Genomic DNA, 21,337 nt, shown 5'->3' with positions numbered 1-21,337 from the left:
GCCGTAACGACATATCCGCTTTGATTGCATTCGATTTTAGGAGAACAGGCGCAGGGCGGTTTTGCCGCCCGGTTCGATACCGACTTTGAGCATCTCGGACTGACGCGCCAATACATAAGTGCGTACGTCTTTGAGCCATTGGGTCGAAACTTCTTCCATTTTGTCGTTGACCAGATTCAGGTTCAACTGGCCGGACAGGCGTACCGCCAAATCCATAAAGAGGTCGTCAAAAGTTTTTTCGCCTGCCGGAGAGTGCGGGATGTCGAGCAGCATACTGAAGCCTTTGTAGGACTGGTTGTCCAAAAGGGCATTGGTAAACGGCTCGTTGTTGAGCGAGCAGATGGAGAACATGGTCGAACCGGACGTGTCGGTATAGTGGAACGCGCCGTCGTCTTCCAAAACGAAACCCACGCCCGTTACGGCGGAACGCAGTTCTACGCCGCTGATGCTGGTCGGGGAAACCAAATGGATGGCGATGGTCTGGTCGACGCGCGCGCAGAATGCGTCCAGTGCGGAAGCCACTTCGATAAAGGCGGCAAGGTCGGTATGCAGCGTCTGACCGCCCATGCTTTGTGCGAATGCGTCCACCTGGCGGTTGAATGCGGAGAGTTCTTCCTGCGAGGCAAGTCCGTTGCGGCTGACTGCCTGAATACCCACGATAAATGCCTGATAGCGGATGCCCGGGATGGGTTCGGCAATCTGGAAATGGTCGTCCATGGTGCAGCCGACAATCTGGTAGCGGCAGCGGTTGGAAAGGCGCGGCAGTGCGTGCAGTTCTTTGGCTTCGGTCAGCGCGATATAGGAGATGAAGTCGAAGCGCACGTCAAACCAGGGCAGCTCGACCTTCGACAGCTCTTTGAGCGTAATCAGCGGTTTTGTCGGCGTTTGCGGGACAGGAATGGGTTTTGCCGGCGCGTCGGCAGGTTTCGGTGCGGAATGTCCGGTTTGGGGTTCGGAAACGGTGTGGGCGGAGTTGCCGATAATGCCGCTTTCTTCCAAGTCGGTTTCGATTTCGGTTTTGAACGGGGAGGCTTTTGCCTGTTTCTGCTTGGCGATGTAGACGGCATCCTGTTCTTGCAGGTTGCGCATGGCGGGGTCTTGGGGTTTTGCCATTTTTTTGACCGCCGGTTGGGGTTTCGGCATCATGACTGGCCCGCCGGACGGTTTGCCGTCGCGGACATGGCTGGTTTTGCTGTTGAGCAGGGCATCTTTGTCGGAGTGCCCGAACTGGTCGCGCACTTTTTTGCGGTATTGGTTTTCCTGATACATATTGTAGGCGACAACGGCGAGGACGGCGGCGAGGAACAGTACGATGTAAATCATGGCAATCACTTTAAATTTCGGGATGCAGGATGCGCAAAGTGCGGGTACTGCGGTTAAATCGGGCTTGCGTTTCCGGCAGTCTGACGGAACGGCCGGTTATAACGTTTGAATTATAACGAAAATTGCAGGGTCTGACAGCAGTGTGTCGAAATAAGCGGAAATTTTCCGAAATGCCGTCTAAAATCTGTGGTTTTCAGACGGCATTTCTGTCCACGGGAAACCCTTTCCCCCGTATCCGCCGCCAGTCGAAAAAATGGCCGGGGTCGGTTTTGCGGCCGGGCGCGATGTCTTGGTGTCCTGTTACCGCCGTGATGGGGTAGCGGCGGCAGAGGGCTGCCAACAGCGTTTCGAGCGAACGGTATTGTGCTTCGGTAAAGGGTTCGAAATCGCAGCCTTCCAATTCGATGCCGATGGAAAATGCGTTGCATTTTTCCCTGCCGCCGAATGAAGATACGCCGGCATGGTATGCCATATTGTCGCAGGAAACGAACTGTACCGTTTCTCCGCCGCGTTTGATTAAAAAATGGCTGGATACGCGCAAAGTGTGTATCAGGCTGAAGAACGGATGTCCGTCGGGGTCGAGCCGGTTGGCAAACAGCTTTTCCACCGCATCCGTGCCGTATTCGAACGGCGGCAGCGAAATGTTGTGCAACACGACAAGGGAAACCGTTTCCCCCGTTTCCCTCGGGCTGAAATTGGGCGACGGGGTATGGCGTATGCTTTGAAGCCAGCCGTTTTGCCAGTGTGCTTCGGCGTGATTGTCCATGATGTTCTTCCTGTCCGGCGGGCAATTTGGGTTATACTGTCGCCCGAATTTTAAGACGTATTCCGAATGCTGGGAATCCTACCATGTTGAAAAAAATGTTGAAATGGACTGCCGTTTTTTTGACCGTATCGGCAGCCGTTTTCGCCGCGCTGCTTTTTGTCCCTAAAGATAACGGCAGGGCATACCGAATCAAAATTGCCAAAAACCAGGGTATTTCGTCGGTCGGCAGGAAACTTGCCGAAGACCGCATCGTGTTCAGCAGGCATGTTTTGACGGCGGCGGCCTACGTTTTGGGTGTGCACAACAGGCTGCATACGGGGACGTACAGATTGCCTTCGGAAGTGTCTGCTTGGGATATCTTGCAGAAAATGCGCGGCGGCAGGCCGGATTCCGTTACCGTGCAGATTATCGAAGGTTCGCGTTTTTCGCATATGAGGAAAGTCATCGACGCAACGCCCGACATCGAACACGACACCAAAGGCTGGAGCAATGAAAAACTGATGGCGGAAGTTGCCCCCGATGCCTTCAGCGGCAATCCTGAAGGGCAGTTTTTCCCCGACAGCTACGAAATCGATGCGGGCGGCAGCGATTTACGGATTTACCAAACCGCCTACAAGGCGATGCAACGCCGCCTGAATGAGGCATGGGAAAGCAGGCAGGACGGGCTGCCTTATAAAAACCCTTATGAAATGCTGATTATGGCGAGCCTGATCGAAAAGGAAACGGGGCATGAAGCCGACCGCGACCATGTTGCTTCCGTCTTCGTCAACCGCCTGAAAATCGGTATGCGCCTGCAAACCGACCCATCCGTGATTTACGGCATGGGTGCGGCATACAAGGGCAAAATCCGTAAAGCCGACCTGCGCCGCGACACGCCGTACAACACCTATACGCGCAGCGGTCTGCCGCCAACCCCGATTGCGCTGCCCGGCAAGGCCGCGCTTGATGCCGCCGCCCATCCGTCCGGTGAAAAATACCTATATTTCGTGTCCAAAATGGACGGCACGGGCTTGAGCCAGTTCAGCCATGATTTGACCGAACACAATGCCGCCGTCCGCAAATATATTTTGAAAAAATAAACCATGCCGTCTGAAAAGTTTGTGTTTTCGGACGGCATACCCTTACCGGAACTGCAAGCATGAAACCGCAATTCATCACTTTGGACGGCATAGACGGAGCCGGAAAATCCACCAACCTTGCCGTCATCAAGGCATGGTTTGAACGGAGGGGGCTGCCCGTGCTGTTCACGCGCGAACCGGGCGGAACGCCGGTCGGTGAGGCCTTGCGCGAAATCCTGCTCAACCCTGAAACCAAAGCCGGTTTGCGTGCGGAAACACTGATGATGTTCGCCGCCAGAATGCAGCATATTGAAGACGTGATATTGCCCGCGTTTTCAGACGGCATACACGTCGTGTCCGATCGTTTTACCGATGCGACCTTCGCCTATCAGGGCGGCGGGCGGGGGATGCCGTCTGAAGACATTGAAATTTTGGAACATTGGGTGCAGGGCGGTTTGCGCCCCGATTTGACCCTGCTGTTGGATGTGCCGCTGGAAGTGTCGATAGCGCGTATCGGGCAGACGCGCGAGAAAGACCGGTTCGAGCAGGAGCAGGCGGATTTCTTCATGCGTGTGCGCGGCGTTTATCTCGACCGAGCCGCCGCCTGTCCCGAACGGTACGCCGTTATCGACAGTAACCGCAACTTGGATGAAGTCAGAAACAGCATAGAAAAAGTGTTGGACGGACATTTCGGCTGCTGATGCGGCAAATATTGAAACAAGCGCATCCGCCCGCGCCGAAAATCAAACGGCAGTGCCGCAGGTGAAAATGGCGGTATGCGCCAAACTTTCGGCATGATAGAATTACGCTCGGTTACAAGGCAGGATGCGTCGGCAATATTAACGAACCGCCCGTAACATGATGACCCGAAAGCGTTTCGGACAGTCCGATTCAAATCTTTTTCTCGCAACAGGATTGACACATGGAAAACTCATTGAAAGAAGCCGCCCTCAAGTTCCACGAATTACCCGTTCCGGGCAAAATTTCCGTTACCCCGACCAAATCTCTGGCCACTTCTAAAGATTTGGCGTTGGCGTACTCTCCTGGCGTAGCCGCTCCTTGTATGGAAATCCATGCCGATCCGCAAACTGCCTACAAATACACCGCCAAAGGCAACTTGGTCGCCGTTATTTCCAACGGTACGGCCGTTTTGGGCTTGGGCGACATCGGCGCGCTGGCGGGCAAACCCGTGATGGAAGGCAAAGGCGTATTGTTCAAAAAATTCGCCGGTGTGGATGTGTTCGATATCGAAATCGATGAAAAAGACCCGCAAAAACTGGTGGACATCATCGCCGCTTTAGAGCCAACTTTCGGCGGCATCAATCTCGAAGACATCAAAGCACCCGAGTGTTTCTACATCGAACGCGAATTACGCAAACGCTGCAAAATCCCCGTGTTCCACGACGACCAGCACGGTACGGCCATCATTACCGCCGCCGCCGTATTGAACGCCCTGCGTTTTACCGGCCGTAAAATCGAAGAAGCAACTTTGGTGTGTTCCGGCGCGGGCGCGGCCGCGATTGCCTGCTTGAACCAACTGCTGGATTTGGGCTTGAAATGTGAAAACGTAACCGTCTGCGACTCCAAAGGCGTGATTTACCAAACCCGTGAAGACAAAGACCGCATGGATGAGTCCAAACAGTTCTACGCCATTGAAGACAACGGCCAGCGCGTGCTTGCCGATGCGGTTAAAGGCAAAGACATCTTCTTGGGACTCTCCGGCGCGAACCTGCTGACCCCCGAAATGTTGAATACGATGAACGAAAAACCTATCGTGTTCGCTATGGCCAACCCGAATCCGGAAATCCTGCCGCCGCTGGCAAAAGAAACCCGTCCGGACGTGGTTATCGGTACCGGACGTTCAGACTTCCCGAACCAAGTGAACAACGTATTGTGCTTCCCATTCATCTTCCGTGGCGCGTTGGATGTCGGCGCGACGACCATCAACGAAGAAATGAAACGCTCCTGCGTGTATGCTTTGGCGGATTTGGCGATGGAAGAAGTAACCGAAGAAGTGGTTGCCGCTTACGGTAAGAAATTTGAATTCGGCGCGGAATACCTGATTCCGACTCCGTTCGATTCCCGCCTGCTGCCGCGCGTTGCTACGGCTGCCGCCAAAGCAGCGATGGAAAGCGGCGTGGCAACCCGTCCGATTGCAGATTTGGAAGCTTACGCTGCCAAGCTGAGCGAATGGAAGCTGTAAGCCGTTTGTGGTTAAAATGCCGTCTGAACTGTTTTCAGGCGGTATTTTGCTGTCAGATTGATAAATGAAAGATACTGGAAAATGAAAGAGATGGAGACTGTCCGTTATCATATCGGCGATATGCCCGAGACTTCAAAACAAACCGCCCCCGTTATGACGACAGGACAGTGGGTGTTGACGATGATTGTTTTCATGATTCCTTTGGTCAACATCATTATGCTTTTTGTTTGGGCATTCGGCATCGGCAACCCCAACCGTGCCAATTTCTGTAAAGCGCAGTTGCTTATTTACCTGATTGGTTTGCTTATCGGTTCGGTCTTGTTTATGGGTTGGTCTGCATTGGGTACGCATTATTAATGCCCCGGCTGATTCTGCTTCGGGGACTGGTATCGAATATGCCGAATTATTTTAAACTTCATACCCTTATCGAACGGCATTGGCAAAAACCTTATCCGGTTTTGTCTTTTCTGCTCAAGCCGCTCTCCGGGCTGTTTGCCAAAATTGCGGCAAAACGGCGGGCGGATTTTTTGTCGGGAAAACGGCAAAGCGAAAAGCTGTCCGTGCCTGTCGTCGTGGTCGGCAATATCCACGCGGGCGGGACGGGGAAAACGCCGATTGCTGCCGCGCTGGTGTCGGGTTTGCAGGAAAAAGGTGTCAAGGTCGGCATCATCAGCCGGGGCTACGGGCGCAAGAGCAAGGCGGTTCATGTATTGAATGAGAAGAGCCGTGCGGAAGATGCGGGCGACGAGCCTTTGCTGCTGTTCCGCAAAACCGGCGCGCCGACGGCGGTTGGCGGCAGTCGTGCGGAGGCAGGAAGGGCGTTGCTGGCGGCGCACCCTGACATCGGGCTGATTGTGGCGGACGACGGTTTGCAGCATTACGCCCTGCGGCGCGATGTGGAAATTGTTGTGTTTCCGGCGGCGGATACGGGGCGCACCGATTTGGATCTGCTGCCCAACGGCAGTTTGCGCGAACCTTTGTCGCGGCTGGATTCGGCGGATGCGGTCGTCGTCAGCGGCGGCAAGGCGGATGCGTCGTTTATGCCGTCTGAAAATATGTTCCACAGCCGTATCGAAACGGGACAAATTTACCGTTTGAACCGGCCGTCCGAAAAATTGGATTTGGCGGGTTTGGGAAACCAAGCCGTTGCGGCAGTCGCCGGTATCGCCAAGCCGGCGCGGTTTTTCGATTCGTTGCGGCATATGGGCATCACCTTGAACCAAACCGTCGCGCTGCCCGACCACGCCGATATTTCGGCGGCAGATCTGCCCGATGCGGACGCGGTGATTATTACAGAAAAGGATGCGGTCAAGTTTTCAGACGGCATCGGTTTGAACCATATATGGGTGCTGCCCGTTTGTGCGATAATCGAACCTGATTTGGCAGAGTTTGTGCTGGAGCGGTTGGAAGGTGCCGAAGGCCGTTTGAAAGCGCGGTTTGGACGAAGTGATAACGGACTGGAATAAGAACGCCCTACGCCGTCATTCCCGCGCAGGCGGGAATCTAAGTCTCGAATTTTCAGGAATGCCTGGGGGACTTCAGAAATCCCAAATTTCCGGATTCTCGCCTGCGCAGGAATAATGGAAGCCGGTTGTATTTTTTTATCTGCATTAATCATTTATTAAAGGATTGGATATGAAGCTGAAAACCCTGTTATTACCTTTCGCCTCTTTGGCATTGTGCGCCGGTGCGTTTGCCGCCCCGCCCAGCGACGCGTCGCTGGAGCGTTGGTTGGATACGCAGAATTTTGACCGGGATATAGAAAAAAATATGATCGAGGGTTTTAATGCCGGATTTAAACCGTATGCGGACAAAGCCCTTGCCGAAATGCCGGAAGAGAAAAAAGATCAGGCGGCAAAAGCCTTTAACCTCTATCGTGAGAATGTTTTGAAAGATTTGATTACGCCCGAAGTGAAACAGGCTGTCCGCAATACTTTATTGAAGAATGCCCGTGAGATATACACGCAAGAAGAAATCGACGGCATGATTGCCTTTTACGGTTCGCCTGTCGGTCAGTCCGTCGTTGCCAAAAATCCGCGCTTAATCAAGAAATCGATGAGTGAAATAGCGGTATCTTGGACTGCATTGTCAGGGAAAATCGCGCAACATCATCTGCCCGAGTTTACGGAAGAGTTGCGGCGCATCATCTGCGGCGGTAAAAATCCCGATGCAGGCTGCAAGCAGGCCGGACAGCTTGGGAAAGGGCATCGGAAATAAATAATAGCCGTCTGAAATATTGCAGAGGGCATCCGATTGATTAAACTATTATAGTGGATTAAATTTAAACCAGTACGGCGTTGCCTCGCCTTGCCGTACTATCTGTACTGTCTGCGGCTTCGTCGCCTTGTCCTGATTTAAATTTAATCCACTATAAACTCGAAAGAGACCCTATGGAAAAAAAATTCTTAGACATCCTCGTCTGCCCCGTTACCAAAGGCAGGCTGGAATATCATCAGGACAAACAGGAATTGTGGAGCCGTCAGGCGAAGCTGGCTTATCCGATTAAAGACGGCATTCCCTATATGCTGGAAAACGAAGCGCGAGCGTTGAGTGAAGAGGAACTCAAAGCATGACCGAATTTGTCGTATTGATTCCGGCGCGGCTGGATTCGTCGCGCCTGCCCGGAAAAGCCTTGGCGGACATCCACGGCAAACCGATGGTCGTGCGCGTTGCCGAACAGGCGGCAAAAAGTAAAGCCGCGCGCGTCGTCGTCGCCACCGACCATCCCGATATTCAGACGGCCTGTCAGGTGCACGGCATCGAAGCGGTTATGACTTCAAACCGGCACGAAAGCGGCACGACGCGCCTTGCCGAAGCCTCTGCCGCGCTGAAGCTGCCGCCGCATTTGATTGTTGTGAACGTACAGGGTGACGAGCCGCTGATTGCCCCCGAACTCATCGACCGCACCGCCGAAGTACTCGTCGAAAACAACGTCCAAATGGCGACCGCCGCCCACGAATTGCACGATTTTGACGAGTTTATGAACCCCAACGTCGTCAAAGTCGTCCTCGACAAAAACCGCAACGCCATCTACTTCAGCCGCGCCCCGATTCCCTATCCGCGTGATGCGATACGTGCCGGAAAACGCGAAATGCCGTCTGAAACCGCCGTCCTGCGCCATATCGGCATCTACGCTTACCGCGCCGGCTTCCTGCAACGCTATGCCGAAATGAGCGTCTCGCCGCTGGAAACCATCGAATCGCTGGAACAACTGCGCGTCCTGTGGCACGGTTATCCCATTGCCGTCGAAACCGCCAAAGAAGCCCCCGCCGCCGGTGTGGATACGCAGGAAGATTTGGACAGGGTCCGCGCCGTATTTCAGACCGTATAAAACAGGTTCAAAGGGAAAAGATATGCAGCAACATATTGAAAAGTGGCAGCACTTGAGCCGTGAAGAACAGAAAATCCTTGCCGAAGTATGGGGTCTCGTGCAAAACGATGATCAGGAGGTTCACTATGAAATGCTTAAATTGAACGCACCCGACGAAGCCAGCGGCGAATTTTGGTTCAGAATGGCAGAAACACTCAGCACCCTGCCGCCCAACCGTTCCCTCGACCTTAGAATGAACGGCGGCAGGCTGGCGACTGCCGTATCCATCCTATCGGTGATGATTGAGGACAATCCTGACATACCGCAGCTTTGGGCGCAGAAAATTACCGCCCTCAACTATTTGGCACACGGACACAAAGCCCGTGCCGACGGTTTGGCACAACAGCCCGACAAAGCGGCAGAAGCCAACGAGGAGGAATACCTGACCAAAGCCCTGTCGCAAAACCTGCTGTCAACATTAGATGCCGCGCTTGCACGTTTTCCTGAAGACACGTGGTTTCAGGAAATCAAACAGGATGCACAAAAGCATTTTGCTTGAGGATGTGGCAGTCAGGAATATTTCCATTCAGGAAGAAAAGAAGTGCCTGATTGGGTATAATCAGGGTAAATCTTATTTTATTTCAAAAAATTAATATTTGCTTTCCGTTTTTCCTTGACGGTATCGGAAAAGTTGATTATAGTTACAGCTTCCTTGGGAGTAATGGCTGAGAGGCTGAAGGCACTTCCCTGCTAAGGAAGCATGTGGGGTCAACCTGCATCGAGGGTTCGAATCCCTCTTACTCCGCCAAAATAAACAAAACCCACTGATTCATCAGTGGGTTTTGTTTTTAGATATTATTTAGTATGCCATTTGGTATGCCATTTCACTTTAGCGGTGATTGCTCACAATTGGGTTCGATTAGAAAAACAACAGCACACAATCATCTCAAAATTCTACATACCGAATATTTTACAATGCTGGCTGCTGTGTTAGGCTAACGGATAAACTTCCTTCAAAAGAGGCGCAGCAGTTTTAAAGGGTAACATAACTGCTAATCTAATACAGCCCCAAGAATTAAATAGATTGGTTTAATAATGACGAATTCTACAGCAGAGTTAATTAGTAAATTAAAAGAAATATATCAAGAAAATATATCTCTAAAGCAACAAATAACTCAGTACAAAATTCAACAGCAAACAATCCAGCAGCATTTTAACGCTGCCAAACAGCAAATTCTTCAACATCGTCAAAATTTAGTCGTAAAAGAACAATTGCTAACGGAACAACGCGAAACTTTTATCAAGCAATTTAAACAAGCATTGGCAGATGAACGCGTGCAATTGCAATTACAACAGCTTCAAATGGAACACGAACAACTTTGGCATTATCAACAAGCTCAAATTCAGGCTGCGGTTGATGTTCAAGTGAATGTGGAAAACCAAATCTATTTTTTGCAAAATAAATGTGAATTGTCGAAAAATCAATTAGTTGAATTAAATGCGTTGCTGGCTGAAAAGCAATCTGAATTAGCGCAATCTGAACAAAATATTCAGACAGCCGATGATGAATTGGATGGTTTGGATAATTGGATTACGGAACAAAAAAATTTACTCAAAAAATATCAAGATGATGTATGGAAAACTCAAAATGAATATGCCTACATCAAACAAAATTGCGTAGCGCAACAAGTTGAATATGAACGTTTAACGCAAGAAATCTCAATCAAACAACAAAAATACGATGATTTGCAACAAGATTATAAATTATTGCAAAATCAATTAGTTGAATTAAATGAATTACTGGCTGAAAAGCAATCTGAATTGGCGCAATCTGAACAAAATATTCAGGCAGCCGTTGAACCTGTGCCTGATGATTTACCGCTTGTTACGCCAACAATTGCTTCACCTAGCAAGCCGTTGATTACGGTGGTTAAACATAACGTCAAAGGCGAAGTTGTAAATAAGGCTATTGATTTTCTTGTTGAAGAGTGGAGAAACGCCCACATTGAGTTACTGGAAGGCAACCCCCAGAAAGCGGAGCAGATTTACATTGAGCTGAATGGGTTGAGTAACGAAGCCTTTGCAAAGGTCGCTAATATGTGGATTTACGACCCGAAAGCCGACAAAGAACAGTTTAAAGACGGCATCATCAAGTTTAATAAACTATTCACTTCCTATAATGATGTTCTATTGGGCATCAAGAAATGGCAACCCCGGAGAAACGTGTTTGAGAAGTTGGGTAAGGAAGCTTATATAAACTATTTGAAGGATATGGTTTCAGGCTTGAAAAAGCCTAGAATCAATAAATCAGACTTAGAAAAATTGGCGGGGTTGCAACTGTCATCGGTGGCTACGCCGTTTAGTAAATGGCTGGCTGAATTTTTATTGATGCGTGATATGTTTGAAATCGTGGCACGTCCGTTGTTTCGCTATGCGATGTCGGAGCAGGAATACGATGAATTACGCGATTTGTTTCGCCAACACAATCAAATTATTCGCAGCAATCAAGCGCGTTATGTGGAATGGTGTGCGTGTTATTGTTTGGCGGCAAGCGAAATTTATCGACGTGAATATGCTGGCGCTTCGTGGACTTGGGATTTGATTGACAAGCAATTATCGTTGAATTTTGCTAGTCAGCAAGCGCATTATGAAATCGTTTCGGTGGGTTTAAATTATTGGCAACGTCCTCTTCATATTTATGAAAGCAATCGCACCAATTATTTGGGGACGTTGTTTGCGGAATGCGGTTTGCCTGTGAAATTATTGACCAGTGAAGACAATGTGTTTGGCAAATTGTTGGAATATGGTTTGGCAAAATACGATGAAAGTTTGCAATCGTATCGCCCTTTGGAGCGTTTTTTGCAAGAGCGTGAGCAATATTTGGCGGACACGTTCCGCAATGAAGCTACTATTTCGCTGTTGGCAGAAACGGTGCGTGTGTTGATGAATTTAGCGCAAACGTATGATTTGACTAATGAAGCTGAACCTGTGGCGTATTTGGACAATGTGGCGCAGGATTGGCGATTGCGTTTTCCGTTTATGCTGCCTGAAAAACACGCGGACAATTTAATCAATCGTTGGTTGGGCAATGCGGCGGTGGAACAGCATAAATCTGCCAAACAGCATTTTTCTTGTGCGCATTATGTGAAAAATGATGTGTGGCAATTTACGGCGGTGTTGGGGCTGCCTGAAACGTTTGCGTTTGATGTGAGTGGCGATTATCAAGGGCGAACCATTTTGCAATGGGCGTTGTTTGAAGGCGAACAAGCGGTAGAACGTGTGGGCGGTACGGTTTTTGCCACGTTGCATGAACAAACTTTGTCTTTCAGGCTGCCTGAAAGCAAAATCAATGTATTGCGCCAGTTGCCTGATTATCCGCTTTCAGTGCGTTTTTTTGCGGACGGACGGTTGTTGTACACCCGAATGCTGCCTGAAACGGAAATTGACACGCAATCGCCATGCGTATTTGTGAAAACCGATGAGCAAACATGGCATTTGTTGGCAAATGCGGAATACATTCGCGTGAATGAACCGTATTTGGCGCGATTGCCGATTGAATTCAGGCTGCCTGAAAATGCGGTTGGTGTTTATCAAGATAATCAAGCAAATTGGCTAACCGCGCAAATGGATTTACACGCCAAAACGGACGAAAACCGCACTATTCATATTGATTACACCGACAAAAGCAGTGCAAATATCAGTTTGCGGGGCGAATTGTTTTACCACTATCAACACGCCAATATCAATAGTGCGCCAATCTATCGCGGCTTCCCAAGCATTCACACGCCTGAAGATTTGCCGTGTACGCATATTGAAATTCAACAGCAAAAATACGCCAACACGCGCACGATTGAGCAATACGGTACGTTTCAGGCAGCATTTTTCAGCAATGAAACTTGTTTGTTGAGCCGAAAAATCACGGTTTTGCCAAAAGATTTTCAATGCCGTTGGGAAAAAATCGCCACGCAAAAGCAGCCTGCACAATTATCCGTGCAATCCAATGAACATTTATTTTGCGAATTGTACGGCGAAGATTTGATTATTGATCCGAAACATCAAGGATTTAGCGTACAGCACACCAGCGCGTTACCGCCTGATCATTGCATTGTGCGCGTGGGCAGCAATGAACACATTGCTGCAAGTTTGCGTTTACCGTTTGCGTTTGAAGGGGCGTATTTGTTGAATGAAATGGGTTTGCTTGACGAGCAACATTTAACCCTTTCGCAACTATTGGGCAAAGTGGTGTCAATCTATTCTTCGCAAAAATACATTGAGATGAATTGGCGATTGCTGCCTGAAAATATTAACCGTTCATTTCGCATTCCAATGGAACAATCGAGCGCACAAATTCATTTACATTCATTTAAAACAGAATTGTTGCAACTCTTGGCGTGCAGCAACAGTCAAGACAGCCACATTGAATGGACGTTTTCCAACAGCAAATTAACGCTGAGATTGTCGCATTATCAAGGCGTTATTCAATGGAATAACCAAATTTATCAACATGGGCAATGGGTTAATTTAACCGATACTCCACACCAACATTTTGTGATTAAACAAAATGCTGCCGATGAATTGGCTTGTGCCAACGCGGAAATTGAAATCATGCGTTTGGACACACCCAAGCCCAGCGCACAAAAGCTGCCTGAAAGCCAATATTTAGGCAATCATCGTTACGATTTGCTGCCTGAACAATATGGCGAAGGTTTGTGGTTGATTTATCCTGCGCCCACGTCGCCCATTGCGTTTCGCCCGACCATTTTTGATAACAGCGAAACGCCATTTGTCGCACCTGAACAAATTGACGATTTGCACACGGCAGCTCGCGCATTCCACCCGAAACTTCGCCCAAACGCCATTGCAGATGTGATCGCGACCATGGCAACGCAGCCTGAACATAGCGGTTGGGAATATTTCGCGGCATTGAAAGAGTATTTCGCGCATTTGCCTTTGTCCGTGTTTAAAGTTTGGAAAGAATTGGCGCGGCAGCCTGAAAGTTTGGCAATGGCGGTGTGGCGTTTGGGATTGGACAATGAATTTTGTGAACGCATTCGCCATGAATTAGCGGTGGTGTGGGAATGGCAGCCTGAACGCGCTTTGCGAAATGCGTTGAACATTTATCAATCGTATTTTGAAAATAAATTCAAAGGTTTGGGAATAGGGATTACGCTGCATGAAGATGTTTTGCCGATGAATATTATTTGCCACAGCCCGATTTTGCGTGAACACATTTTCAAAGGCTATTTGAATGATGAAAATCAAGCAAAACAAGCCATTCGCTACAAAGATATTGCTTACCCAAGATTGCGTGATGAACAATCGTTTTACACCGCGCATTACAACGCTTTGCGCCAAATTCGCAGGCTGCCTGAATATTTATGCGAACCCTTGCAACAATGGGTCAATACCCAGCGCAATCAACATAAATGGATTGCGGAACTGTCCAAAACCGATTACGACCGCGCTGTGGTGTGGTTGCCGATTTTTAGCGCATTTGTGAAAGTGGGCAAAGCCAAACCGCAAGATTTATTGCGCGAATACAATCAAATGGATTTGCCAGCAGAATTATTGCATTGTTTTTACGAAGTGTATCGCCTAGACCCTGGTTGGTTTGATTATATTTGCGCGACTGTTACTTCAGAAAAAATGGCTAATGAAACAGAAAGATCATAATGATTACCACCGACACCCGAAGCCTAAATGGTTTGATTAAACAAGCACTTTACCGCACCCAAGAAGCCACGATTGGCGTATTGTCCATTCAACACGACGGCTTGCGAAATCATTTGCGCCAACAAATGTCTAATGAATTGGGGCATGAAAATTGTTTTTTAGCTGATCCTGTGATTGAACACACGTTTGGTTGGCAAGAAAGCCCATTCACTTTTGGCGATTTGGTTGAGCAGCAATTACTATCGCCTAAATTATTGAACAATTTAGAAAATTGCCAGCCTGAAAGCCATCGTTTTACCGCCAATATGCACCCTTACACGCATCAAGTTCAAGCGTGGCAACATTTATTGGCGGACACACCGAAATCGGCAATTATCACGAGCGGTACAGGTTCGGGCAAAACCGAATGTTTCATGATTCCGATTTTGGAAGATTTAATCCGCACGCAATCGCAACAAAACACCGCTTTGATTGGCGTACAAGCCTTGTTTTTGTATCCGCTCAACGCGCTGATTAATTCGCAAAAAGAGCGTTTAGATGCTTGGACGGCGCGTTTTGGTAATCAAATTCGCTATTGTTTGTACAATGGCAACACACCTGAATTTGCAGGGAAAAATGATGGCGACAAACCTAATGAAATTCAATCACGCGACAAATTACGCCAAGAACCACCGCCAATTTTGCTAACCAATGCCACGATGTTGGAATATATGTTGGTGCGCCAAGTGGATAATCCGATTTTGGAAATTTCCAAGAAAAATCAATCATTAAAATGGATTGTATTGGACGAAGCACACAGTTATATTGGCTCTCAAGCGGCGGAAATTGCTTTGCTGTTGCGCCGTGTGGTGCAAGCGTTTGGCAAAACTTCGCAAGATATTCGTTTTGTTGCCACATCAGCCACGATTGCGTCCAAAGAAGCGGAAATTCAATTACAACATTATTTGGCGGATTTGGCTGGTGTGTCGCCCGATAACATTATTGTGGTTTCAGGCAGCCGCGATTTTGAAACCATGCCGTTGGGCGCAAATCAACAAACACTGCCTGAAATCAGTGCGATTGATGATGAAGCAACACGTTTTCAGGAGTTGAAAAATCACGCGCTTGCCAGTCGCATTCGCCAATTATTAACGCATTCTCCAAAACCATTAACGCTCAATCAAATTATTCAACAATTACCCGAAAATATCTTTTCAGGCAGCCTGAAAACGGAACGCCAACAAGAAGTTTTGTCGTGGCTAGACGTGATGTCGCAAACCAAGCAGCCAGAAACACAAATCCCCTTTTTAAAATTGCGTATGCACTTGTTTCAAAATATGTTGCATGGCTTGTGGTCGTGTGTCAATCGTGAATGCAGCCACAAAAGCGATGAATTGAAACAAGGCGATTGGGCGTTTGGTCAAGTGCATTTAAATCATCGCCAGCAATGTGATTGCGGTGCGCCCGTGTATGAATTGGCGTTGTGTAAAGAATGTGGCGAACCGCATTTGTTGGCGCAAAACCATAACAATAAATTAAAACAATGCGATACGCGAGTTGCTGATGAATTTACGTTATTGCAAGAACAAGAAACCACAGAACGCGATGAAGAAGGCAATGCTTCGTTACCATTTAAGGTAATAAACGCGCTTTATTTGGCGGACAATCGCCGCAACAATAAACATTATGTGCGACAACCGCTTCATATGAAAACCCATGATTTGGGTTTGCGTGGCGATGAAACGATTGATGTTTCTGTGTCGTTTGATGCGGTGTGCGCGAAATGTGATGATTCAGGCAGCCAGCAATCGCCTTTTTATCGCCAACAATATTTGGGTGCGCCGTTTTACATTACCAATGCTGTGCCTACGGTATTGGAATTTTGTGCGCCCGATGAAAATAATGCGTTGTCGTTACCCGCACAAGGCAGACGGTTAATCACATTTACCGATAGCCGACAAGGCACGGCGCGTATGGCAATCAAAATGCAGCAAGATGCGGAATACGCGAAATTGCGTGGTTTGGTGTTTCAGATTTTGGTGGAGAATTCGCTTACATCTGCCACACCTGCGATTGATTTGGAAGCGATTAGAAATTCGGGGCTGCCTGAAAGCCAAATTAAGGCAATTATGACTTTGCAAGCACAATCACAAAATCAAAATCACGCAATCACTTGGGACAAAATGATTGAGCGTTTGCTACAACAATCCACCTCAATGAAGCAATTATTGGCGTACAACAAAGAAGTTAAACCAGATATGTTTGGTGGAACAAATGGCGAAAAAAAATTAGCAACATTATTGCTTATAAGAGAATTTGCACGTCGTCCGCGTTATGCCAATAGCTCGGAAACTTTAGGTTTGGTTAGCGTGATTTATCCTAATTTAGACAAAATCACGCAATGCCCAGAAGGTTGGACAAGCACCCGAGTTGTATCGCAAGCGCATCAAGCTACAGAAAAACCCATGCTTAATCTTGATGATTGGAAAGCATTTTTAAAAATGTTGCTAGATTTTTATATTCGGGATTATGGTTTCATTTCTTTTGATGATGAGCAAAAAATTTGGTTGGGTTTTAAATTTATGGGAAAACAATTATTGCCTGCCGATAGTCAAATGGTTATTCCTAAAAACTTAAAACATTATTTAAAACGTTGGTTTAAATTTAACCCAAAACAATTTAACCAACCGCGCCCAATTAAAATTTTGCAAGTAGTAACAGGTTTGCCTTTGGATAACCCACTCACACAAGACAAATTTAATGAATGGCTGCGCGTTGCTTGGACACAACTAACTGAAGAAGATAAACGTATTTTTCAAAAAGAATCCGAGAAATGGAATATGAATTTGGAAAAAATTGCGTTCAGGCTGCCTGAAAAGGCTTTGTTATGTCCGATTACACATCGTTTGATTGACAGTACATTGCGGGGTGTTAGCCCTTATTTGCCGCGTAATCTCAATGCTGTTGCGCCTGAACAATTATTTTGCCAATCCATTACCTTGCCCGACTATACGCAATTTAAAATGGACGGCAGTGCAAAATCCTACCAAATGCAAATGCGCGAAAAGCTCAAACATGATTTAACCGTTCAAGAATTAACGCACAAAGGCTTATGGGAAAGTATGCACGAACGCATTATTGAAGGCGGTTTCTATTACCGCGTTGCCGAACATTCCGCCCAAATTGCCAGTCAGCAACTCAATAAATACGAGCGTGAATTTAAATCAGGAAAAATCAACGTGTTGAGCTGTTCTACCACAATGGAAATGGGCGTAGATATTGGCGGTATGGCAGCAGTTGTGATGAACAACGTACCACCACACCCTGCCAATTATTTACAACGCGCAGGTCGAGCGGGTCGCCGCAGTGAAGCAGCAGCGATTGCTTATACTTTGTGCAAAACCGACCCACACAATCGTCGCGTGTTCAGGCAGCCTATTTGGGCGTTTGAAACGCCGATTGCTGCGCCAAAAGTATCGTTGAGTTCCGAAAAAATTGTGGTGCGACACGTTCATTCATTGATGTTGGCGGAATTTTTGAAAGCATACAATACGTCCAATAAAAACAACGCTGCACTCAATACCGAATGGTTTTTCAAACCGCCACAAAACACGGTACAAAAATTTTGCGATTGGTTAAGGCAGCCTGAGAATGATTTGCAACAAGCAATTAAATTATTGATTAAAAATACAGTTTTATCGTATCAATCGGTGGAATATTTGTGCAACCAAACCATGTTACACATTCAACAATTAGCTGAAACATGGTTGGCAGATTTTCGTCAAATTAACGAAAAAATTCGCTCTACCGACAATCAATTTTACAAACGTGCTTTGGAACGTGAACGGAATTTGCATTGCAACGATAATTTATTGGGCTATTTAGCCAGCAATAATTTCTTGCCAAGCTATGGTTTTCCGACTGATGTAGTTAATTTTAAAGTGCGTAAATTAGAAGAATTGCTGCAAGAAAAACACCATAAAATCAATCGCGAAGACAATTTATTCATTCGCAAGGAATCGCCTAGTCGCAATTTGGCGGTGGCATTGCGTGAATACGCCCCTGGTTCGCAAGTGGTGGTGGATGGCAGAGTTTATCGTTCGGCAGGCATCAATTTACGCACCAAATCCGATGAACAAGGCAAAAATGAACATCAACAATTTGATACCAGTTGGCGTTGCGGTGTATGCGGTACAACAGGTTTGGCGCGTTACAAATACAGCCAAGAAACGCAAATTCAATGCTATGGCTGCGGTAATGCGGTAAAAGAAAAAAATACTGTGTTGATTCCAACAGGATTTTTGACTGATTTTTACGAAGCCAGTAGCAATGATGTTTCCACGCAAAAATTTATTCAACCCGAAACGCCGCGTATTCAACTCAATGGCAAAATTGCGCCGTTTTCGCAAGCCAATTGTGGCGAAATTCATTATGGTTCAAATGGCGAAGTGTTGTATCAATCGGCTGGCGAACATGGATACGGTTTTGCGGTGTGCATGAGTTGTGGTCGTGCAGATTCCATGTTGGGGCAAGATGTATTGCCGCCCGAATTGGCTGCACCTGAACACAAAACATTAGGCGGTGGTGTGGCTATGGGTAGCAAACAAAAAGATTGTTCCAATAAATCTGTGTATAAACACATTTTTTTGGGACACCATGTGCAAACCGATGTGTTGGAAATTGCCTTGAAAAATCCACAAACCCAAACATGGTTGAGTAGCGATAATAAAATTGCTGCCTTAACCATTGCCGTGGCGGTGCGTGATGAAATTGCCGCGTATTTGGGTGTGCAAACAACGGAAATGAGTTACGCCATTCGTGAAGACAGAGATTTACACAACAATGAAGTACGTGTGTTGATTCAAATTTACGACAACGCAAGCGGTGGTGCAGGATTTGTGTTGGCGGCAGTCAATCACATTGAAAGCATTGTGCAGGCTGCTTTTGCGCGATTAAATTGTGTGGCGCAATGCGACAGCGTTTGTCAGCATTGCCTAGCAGGGCAAGACGGCAATGTGGAGCGCGATGAACTCAATCGCCATGCCGCGTTGGATTGGTTGGCACAAAGTCAATTTATCCAGCATTTCAGGCAGCCTGAACATATTGCCCATATTTCAGGTAGCGTGTATTCGCCACGTTCGGTTGCGGATACATTGGAAAAATATTTGCCCAATACAAATGGCGCAACGCTATTGTTGTTTGTCAATCAAGTAGAAAATTATTGGGATACGTCCGAAGTAAAAGAAAAATTGATGCGTTGGCAAATGCTGCATCACATTCAAATTATTTTTTGTTTTACGCAACTCAATGATTTGCAACAAAATGATGTGAAAAAATGGCTGTTTCCTTTTGTGCAAATGGGTGCAAAAGTGGCAACGGCTCGTGCCAATATTCAGGCAGCCTATTTATCAACACAACTGATTTCAGGCGGCCAAATCATCAGTTTATTGCACGAACAGCCAACAGAATTGTTTGCGCCATTAACTTGCGCCGTGTTTACCAATGAAACGCTGCCTGAAACCACCATTTCATTACACGCAACCGAATCATGGTATCAACAACAAACACGCCATGCCATTCAAGTGAATCACGAATTAGACGGTTCATTGCGTGAATTTGGCTTGCGTTTTTGGAATCAGATTGCCACAAATATCGCGGACGACCCGATTGACGAAGTAGCCTATATTGACCGCTATTTCAAAAGCCCATTGGCAGCTTTATTATTGGGTAGCGTGTTGGCGGAATTGAAACAGCGCAATCAACAAGCGTTTACACAGTTGCAGATTACCACTTTGCCCAATCAAGCCACTCGCGCTTACGCTTCCGATAAAGTGTGGGACGATTGGCAACGCAGCGACCAACAGCAACAAGTATTGGAAACATGGTTTTCATCTATTGCACACCATGTGCAAGTGGAAATTACCAACCAATCATTGCAACACGCGCGTGTTTTAATCTTGCGACATCGTTCAGGCAAAATAACAGAAATTACCTTTGACCAAGGTATGGGGTATTGGAATTGGTTGATGTTTGAGCGAGAAAACAGCAGTTTGCGCCATTATCCATTTAGCGCAACGCCCGTAGAGCAAGTACAACATTTACAGCAATGTGTCAACAGTCGCGCAGAAATGGCAACCAAGTATGATTGGCAAACGTATTTGTTTATATTAAATCATTGATTATTTTTGAATTAATTAAATAGGTATAAAAATGGCTGGATTAAGAATGAATAAATAATAAAATTACAGAAAATTATTAATTGTAGTTTAAAATATTCAGCCAACCTGTTTTTATTTTAGGATCTGTATTAGATTAGCAGTTATGTTACCCTTTAAAAATAAAGATAACACACTGTAAACTATCTAAAAAAGCACAAAAGAAATTGCTTGAATTTTTTGTACTTGAAGTAACCGCTCGTCCTGCTGCCAATTTATTGGATATCAACCCCAATTCAGCAGCCGAACGGGCGGTTACTTCAAGTACAAAAAATTGGAACAACTTTTTTTGTATACTCTTTTTTAGTTTACAATGGGTTATCTTTATTTTTGCAGTCTAACATAACTGCTTATCTAGTACAGCCCCTTGTTTATACCGACAGTTACAAAAGCTATGATGTGCTGGATGTGAGCGAATTTACGCATCACAGAATCAATCATTCAGAGCTATTTGCGGATCGCCAAAACCATATCAACGGTATTGAAAACTTTTGGAATCAGGCAAAGCGTGTTCTACGAAAATACAATGGAATTGACCGAAAATCTTTCCCTTTATTCTTGAAAGAATGCGAATTTCGTTTTAACTTTGGCACACCAAAAGAGCAGCTAAAAATTCTGCAATTTTGGTGTGGTTTTTAGGGCTAATCTAATACAGCCCCTATATTTTTTATGAAAGTGTTTGATTATGGTTGTCAGCCATATTTTTGCACAAAATATGACTTATGCCAAAAAGTCTAATTATAAAGAATTAGATTATTGGAATCATATGTTAGAATTTTCCAACCGCTTGGATAAGGCGGTAATCTAAAG

13 protein-coding genes, 1 tRNA gene and 1 pseudogene are annotated in these 21,337 nt (G+C 46.7%); 13 read left to right on the top strand and 2 right to left on the bottom strand.

Features of this window, described 5'->3' with window-relative positions; genetic code table 11:
• Nucleotides 1-36 precede the first annotated feature (36 nt).
• Together ACNAU7_RS02370 and ampD are read right to left on the bottom strand one after the other, a co-directional pair.
• Nucleotides 37-1,323, bottom strand: a complete 1,287-nt coding sequence (locus ACNAU7_RS02370; protein ID WP_416300356.1) for a cell division protein ZipA C-terminal FtsZ-binding domain-containing protein — start codon at nucleotides 1,321-1,323, stop codon at nucleotides 37-39.
• Nucleotides 1,324-1,516: 193 nt separating this feature from the next.
• Nucleotides 1,517-2,089, bottom strand: coding sequence for a 1,6-anhydro-N-acetylmuramyl-L-alanine amidase AmpD (gene ampD, locus ACNAU7_RS02365; protein ID WP_416300352.1), 573 nt, complete (start codon nucleotides 2,087-2,089; stop codon nucleotides 1,517-1,519).
• Between the two features lie 83 nt (nucleotides 2,090-2,172).
• Here ampD and mltG point away from each other — a divergent pair, with 83 nt between their 5' ends.
• From mltG to ACNAU7_RS02300, 13 genes and pseudogenes are all read left to right on the top strand, one after another.
• Complete coding sequence (gene mltG, locus ACNAU7_RS02360; protein ID WP_416300350.1) at nucleotides 2,173-3,168, top strand: endolytic transglycosylase MltG; 996 nt, start codon at nucleotides 2,173-2,175, stop codon at nucleotides 3,166-3,168.
• 59 nt (nucleotides 3,169-3,227) lie between these two features.
• A complete protein-coding gene (tmk, locus tag ACNAU7_RS02355) occupies nucleotides 3,228-3,848 on the top strand; it encodes a dTMP kinase (protein ID WP_416300348.1) in 621 nt (206 codons plus the stop codon).
• 221 nt (nucleotides 3,849-4,069) lie between these two features.
• On the top strand, nucleotides 4,070-5,350 hold the full coding sequence (locus ACNAU7_RS02350; RefSeq protein ID WP_416300346.1) for a malic enzyme-like NAD(P)-binding protein: 1,281 nt from the start codon (nucleotides 4,070-4,072) through the stop codon (nucleotides 5,348-5,350).
• A gap of 81 nt (nucleotides 5,351-5,431) precedes the next feature.
• Nucleotides 5,432-5,707 (top strand): hypothetical protein, encoded by a 276-nt coding sequence (locus ACNAU7_RS02345; RefSeq protein WP_003713445.1) that lies wholly within the window; start codon nucleotides 5,432-5,434, stop codon nucleotides 5,705-5,707.
• Nucleotides 5,708-5,745: 38 nt separating this feature from the next.
• Nucleotides 5,746-6,816 (top strand): tetraacyldisaccharide 4'-kinase, encoded by a 1,071-nt coding sequence (gene lpxK, locus ACNAU7_RS02340; RefSeq protein ID WP_416300343.1) that lies wholly within the window; start codon nucleotides 5,746-5,748, stop codon nucleotides 6,814-6,816.
• A 169-nt stretch (nucleotides 6,817-6,985) separates the two neighbouring features.
• A complete protein-coding gene (locus ACNAU7_RS02335) occupies nucleotides 6,986-7,567 on the top strand; it encodes a DUF2059 domain-containing protein (RefSeq protein ID WP_416300341.1) in 582 nt (193 codons plus the stop codon).
• A gap of 173 nt (nucleotides 7,568-7,740) precedes the next feature.
• Nucleotides 7,741-7,923 (top strand): Trm112 family protein, encoded by a 183-nt coding sequence (locus tag ACNAU7_RS02330; protein ID WP_002221286.1) that lies wholly within the window; start codon nucleotides 7,741-7,743, stop codon nucleotides 7,921-7,923.
• Complete coding sequence (kdsB, locus tag ACNAU7_RS02325) at nucleotides 7,920-8,681, top strand: 3-deoxy-manno-octulosonate cytidylyltransferase (RefSeq protein ID WP_115155378.1); 762 nt, start codon at nucleotides 7,920-7,922, stop codon at nucleotides 8,679-8,681. The genes ACNAU7_RS02330 and kdsB overlap by 4 nt, the downstream gene beginning before the upstream one ends.
• Nucleotides 8,682-8,703: 22 nt before the next feature.
• On the top strand, nucleotides 8,704-9,219 hold the full coding sequence (locus ACNAU7_RS02320; RefSeq protein ID WP_416300324.1) for a 3-deoxy-manno-octulosonate cytidylyltransferase: 516 nt from the start codon (nucleotides 8,704-8,706) through the stop codon (nucleotides 9,217-9,219).
• Between the two features lie 156 nt (nucleotides 9,220-9,375).
• Nucleotides 9,376-9,468 (top strand) — tRNA-Ser (locus ACNAU7_RS02315).
• A gap of 287 nt (nucleotides 9,469-9,755) precedes the next feature.
• A complete protein-coding gene (locus tag ACNAU7_RS02310; protein WP_416300322.1) occupies nucleotides 9,756-14,333 on the top strand; it encodes an STY4851/ECs_5259 family protein in 4,578 nt (1,525 codons plus the stop codon).
• The gene (locus ACNAU7_RS02305) at nucleotides 14,333-20,491 is read left to right on the top strand and encodes a DEAD/DEAH box helicase (RefSeq protein WP_416300320.1); all 6,159 of its coding nucleotides are present in this window, start codon (nucleotides 14,333-14,335) and stop codon (nucleotides 20,489-20,491) included. Before ACNAU7_RS02310 ends, ACNAU7_RS02305 begins: the two co-directional genes overlap by 1 nt.
• Nucleotides 20,492-20,649: 158 nt before the next feature.
• Nucleotides 20,650-21,166 (top strand): annotated as a pseudogene (locus tag ACNAU7_RS02300) (transposase).
• Nucleotides 21,167-21,337 lie beyond the last annotated feature (171 nt).

The organism is Neisseria sp. LACPHL-SPEC-2024-00856 (assembly GCF_047915665.1).
GTDB classification, from domain to species: domain Bacteria; phylum Pseudomonadota; class Gammaproteobacteria; order Burkholderiales; family Neisseriaceae; genus Neisseria; species Neisseria polysaccharea.
Note: the sequence above shows the minus strand (reverse complement) of the source record. Positions and strands in the feature narration are given on the sequence as shown.

Bases quoted from the DNA above. Each gene is read 5' to 3' on its own strand.
- ACNAU7_RS02370 (WP_416300356.1), bottom strand. From the start codon at position 1,323: ATGATTTACATCGTACTGTTCCTCGCCGCCGTCCTCGCCGTTGTCGCC.
- ampD (WP_416300352.1), bottom strand. From the start codon at position 2,089: ATGGACAATCACGCCGAAGCACACTGGCAAAACGGCTGGCTTCAAAGC.
- mltG (WP_416300350.1), top strand. From the start codon at position 2,173: ATGTTGAAAAAAATGTTGAAATGGACTGCCGTTTTTTTGACCGTATCG.
- tmk (WP_416300348.1), top strand. From the start codon at position 3,228: ATGAAACCGCAATTCATCACTTTGGACGGCATAGACGGAGCCGGAAAA.
- ACNAU7_RS02350 (WP_416300346.1), top strand. From the start codon at position 4,070: ATGGAAAACTCATTGAAAGAAGCCGCCCTCAAGTTCCACGAATTACCC.
- ACNAU7_RS02345 (WP_003713445.1), top strand. From the start codon at position 5,432: ATGAAAGAGATGGAGACTGTCCGTTATCATATCGGCGATATGCCCGAG.
- lpxK (WP_416300343.1), top strand. From the start codon at position 5,746: ATGCCGAATTATTTTAAACTTCATACCCTTATCGAACGGCATTGGCAA.
- ACNAU7_RS02335 (WP_416300341.1), top strand. From the start codon at position 6,986: ATGAAGCTGAAAACCCTGTTATTACCTTTCGCCTCTTTGGCATTGTGC.
- ACNAU7_RS02330 (WP_002221286.1), top strand. From the start codon at position 7,741: ATGGAAAAAAAATTCTTAGACATCCTCGTCTGCCCCGTTACCAAAGGC.
- kdsB (WP_115155378.1), top strand. From the start codon at position 7,920: ATGACCGAATTTGTCGTATTGATTCCGGCGCGGCTGGATTCGTCGCGC.
- ACNAU7_RS02320 (WP_416300324.1), top strand. From the start codon at position 8,704: ATGCAGCAACATATTGAAAAGTGGCAGCACTTGAGCCGTGAAGAACAG.
- ACNAU7_RS02310 (WP_416300322.1), top strand. From the start codon at position 9,756: ATGACGAATTCTACAGCAGAGTTAATTAGTAAATTAAAAGAAATATAT.
- ACNAU7_RS02305 (WP_416300320.1), top strand. From the start codon at position 14,333: ATGATTACCACCGACACCCGAAGCCTAAATGGTTTGATTAAACAAGCA.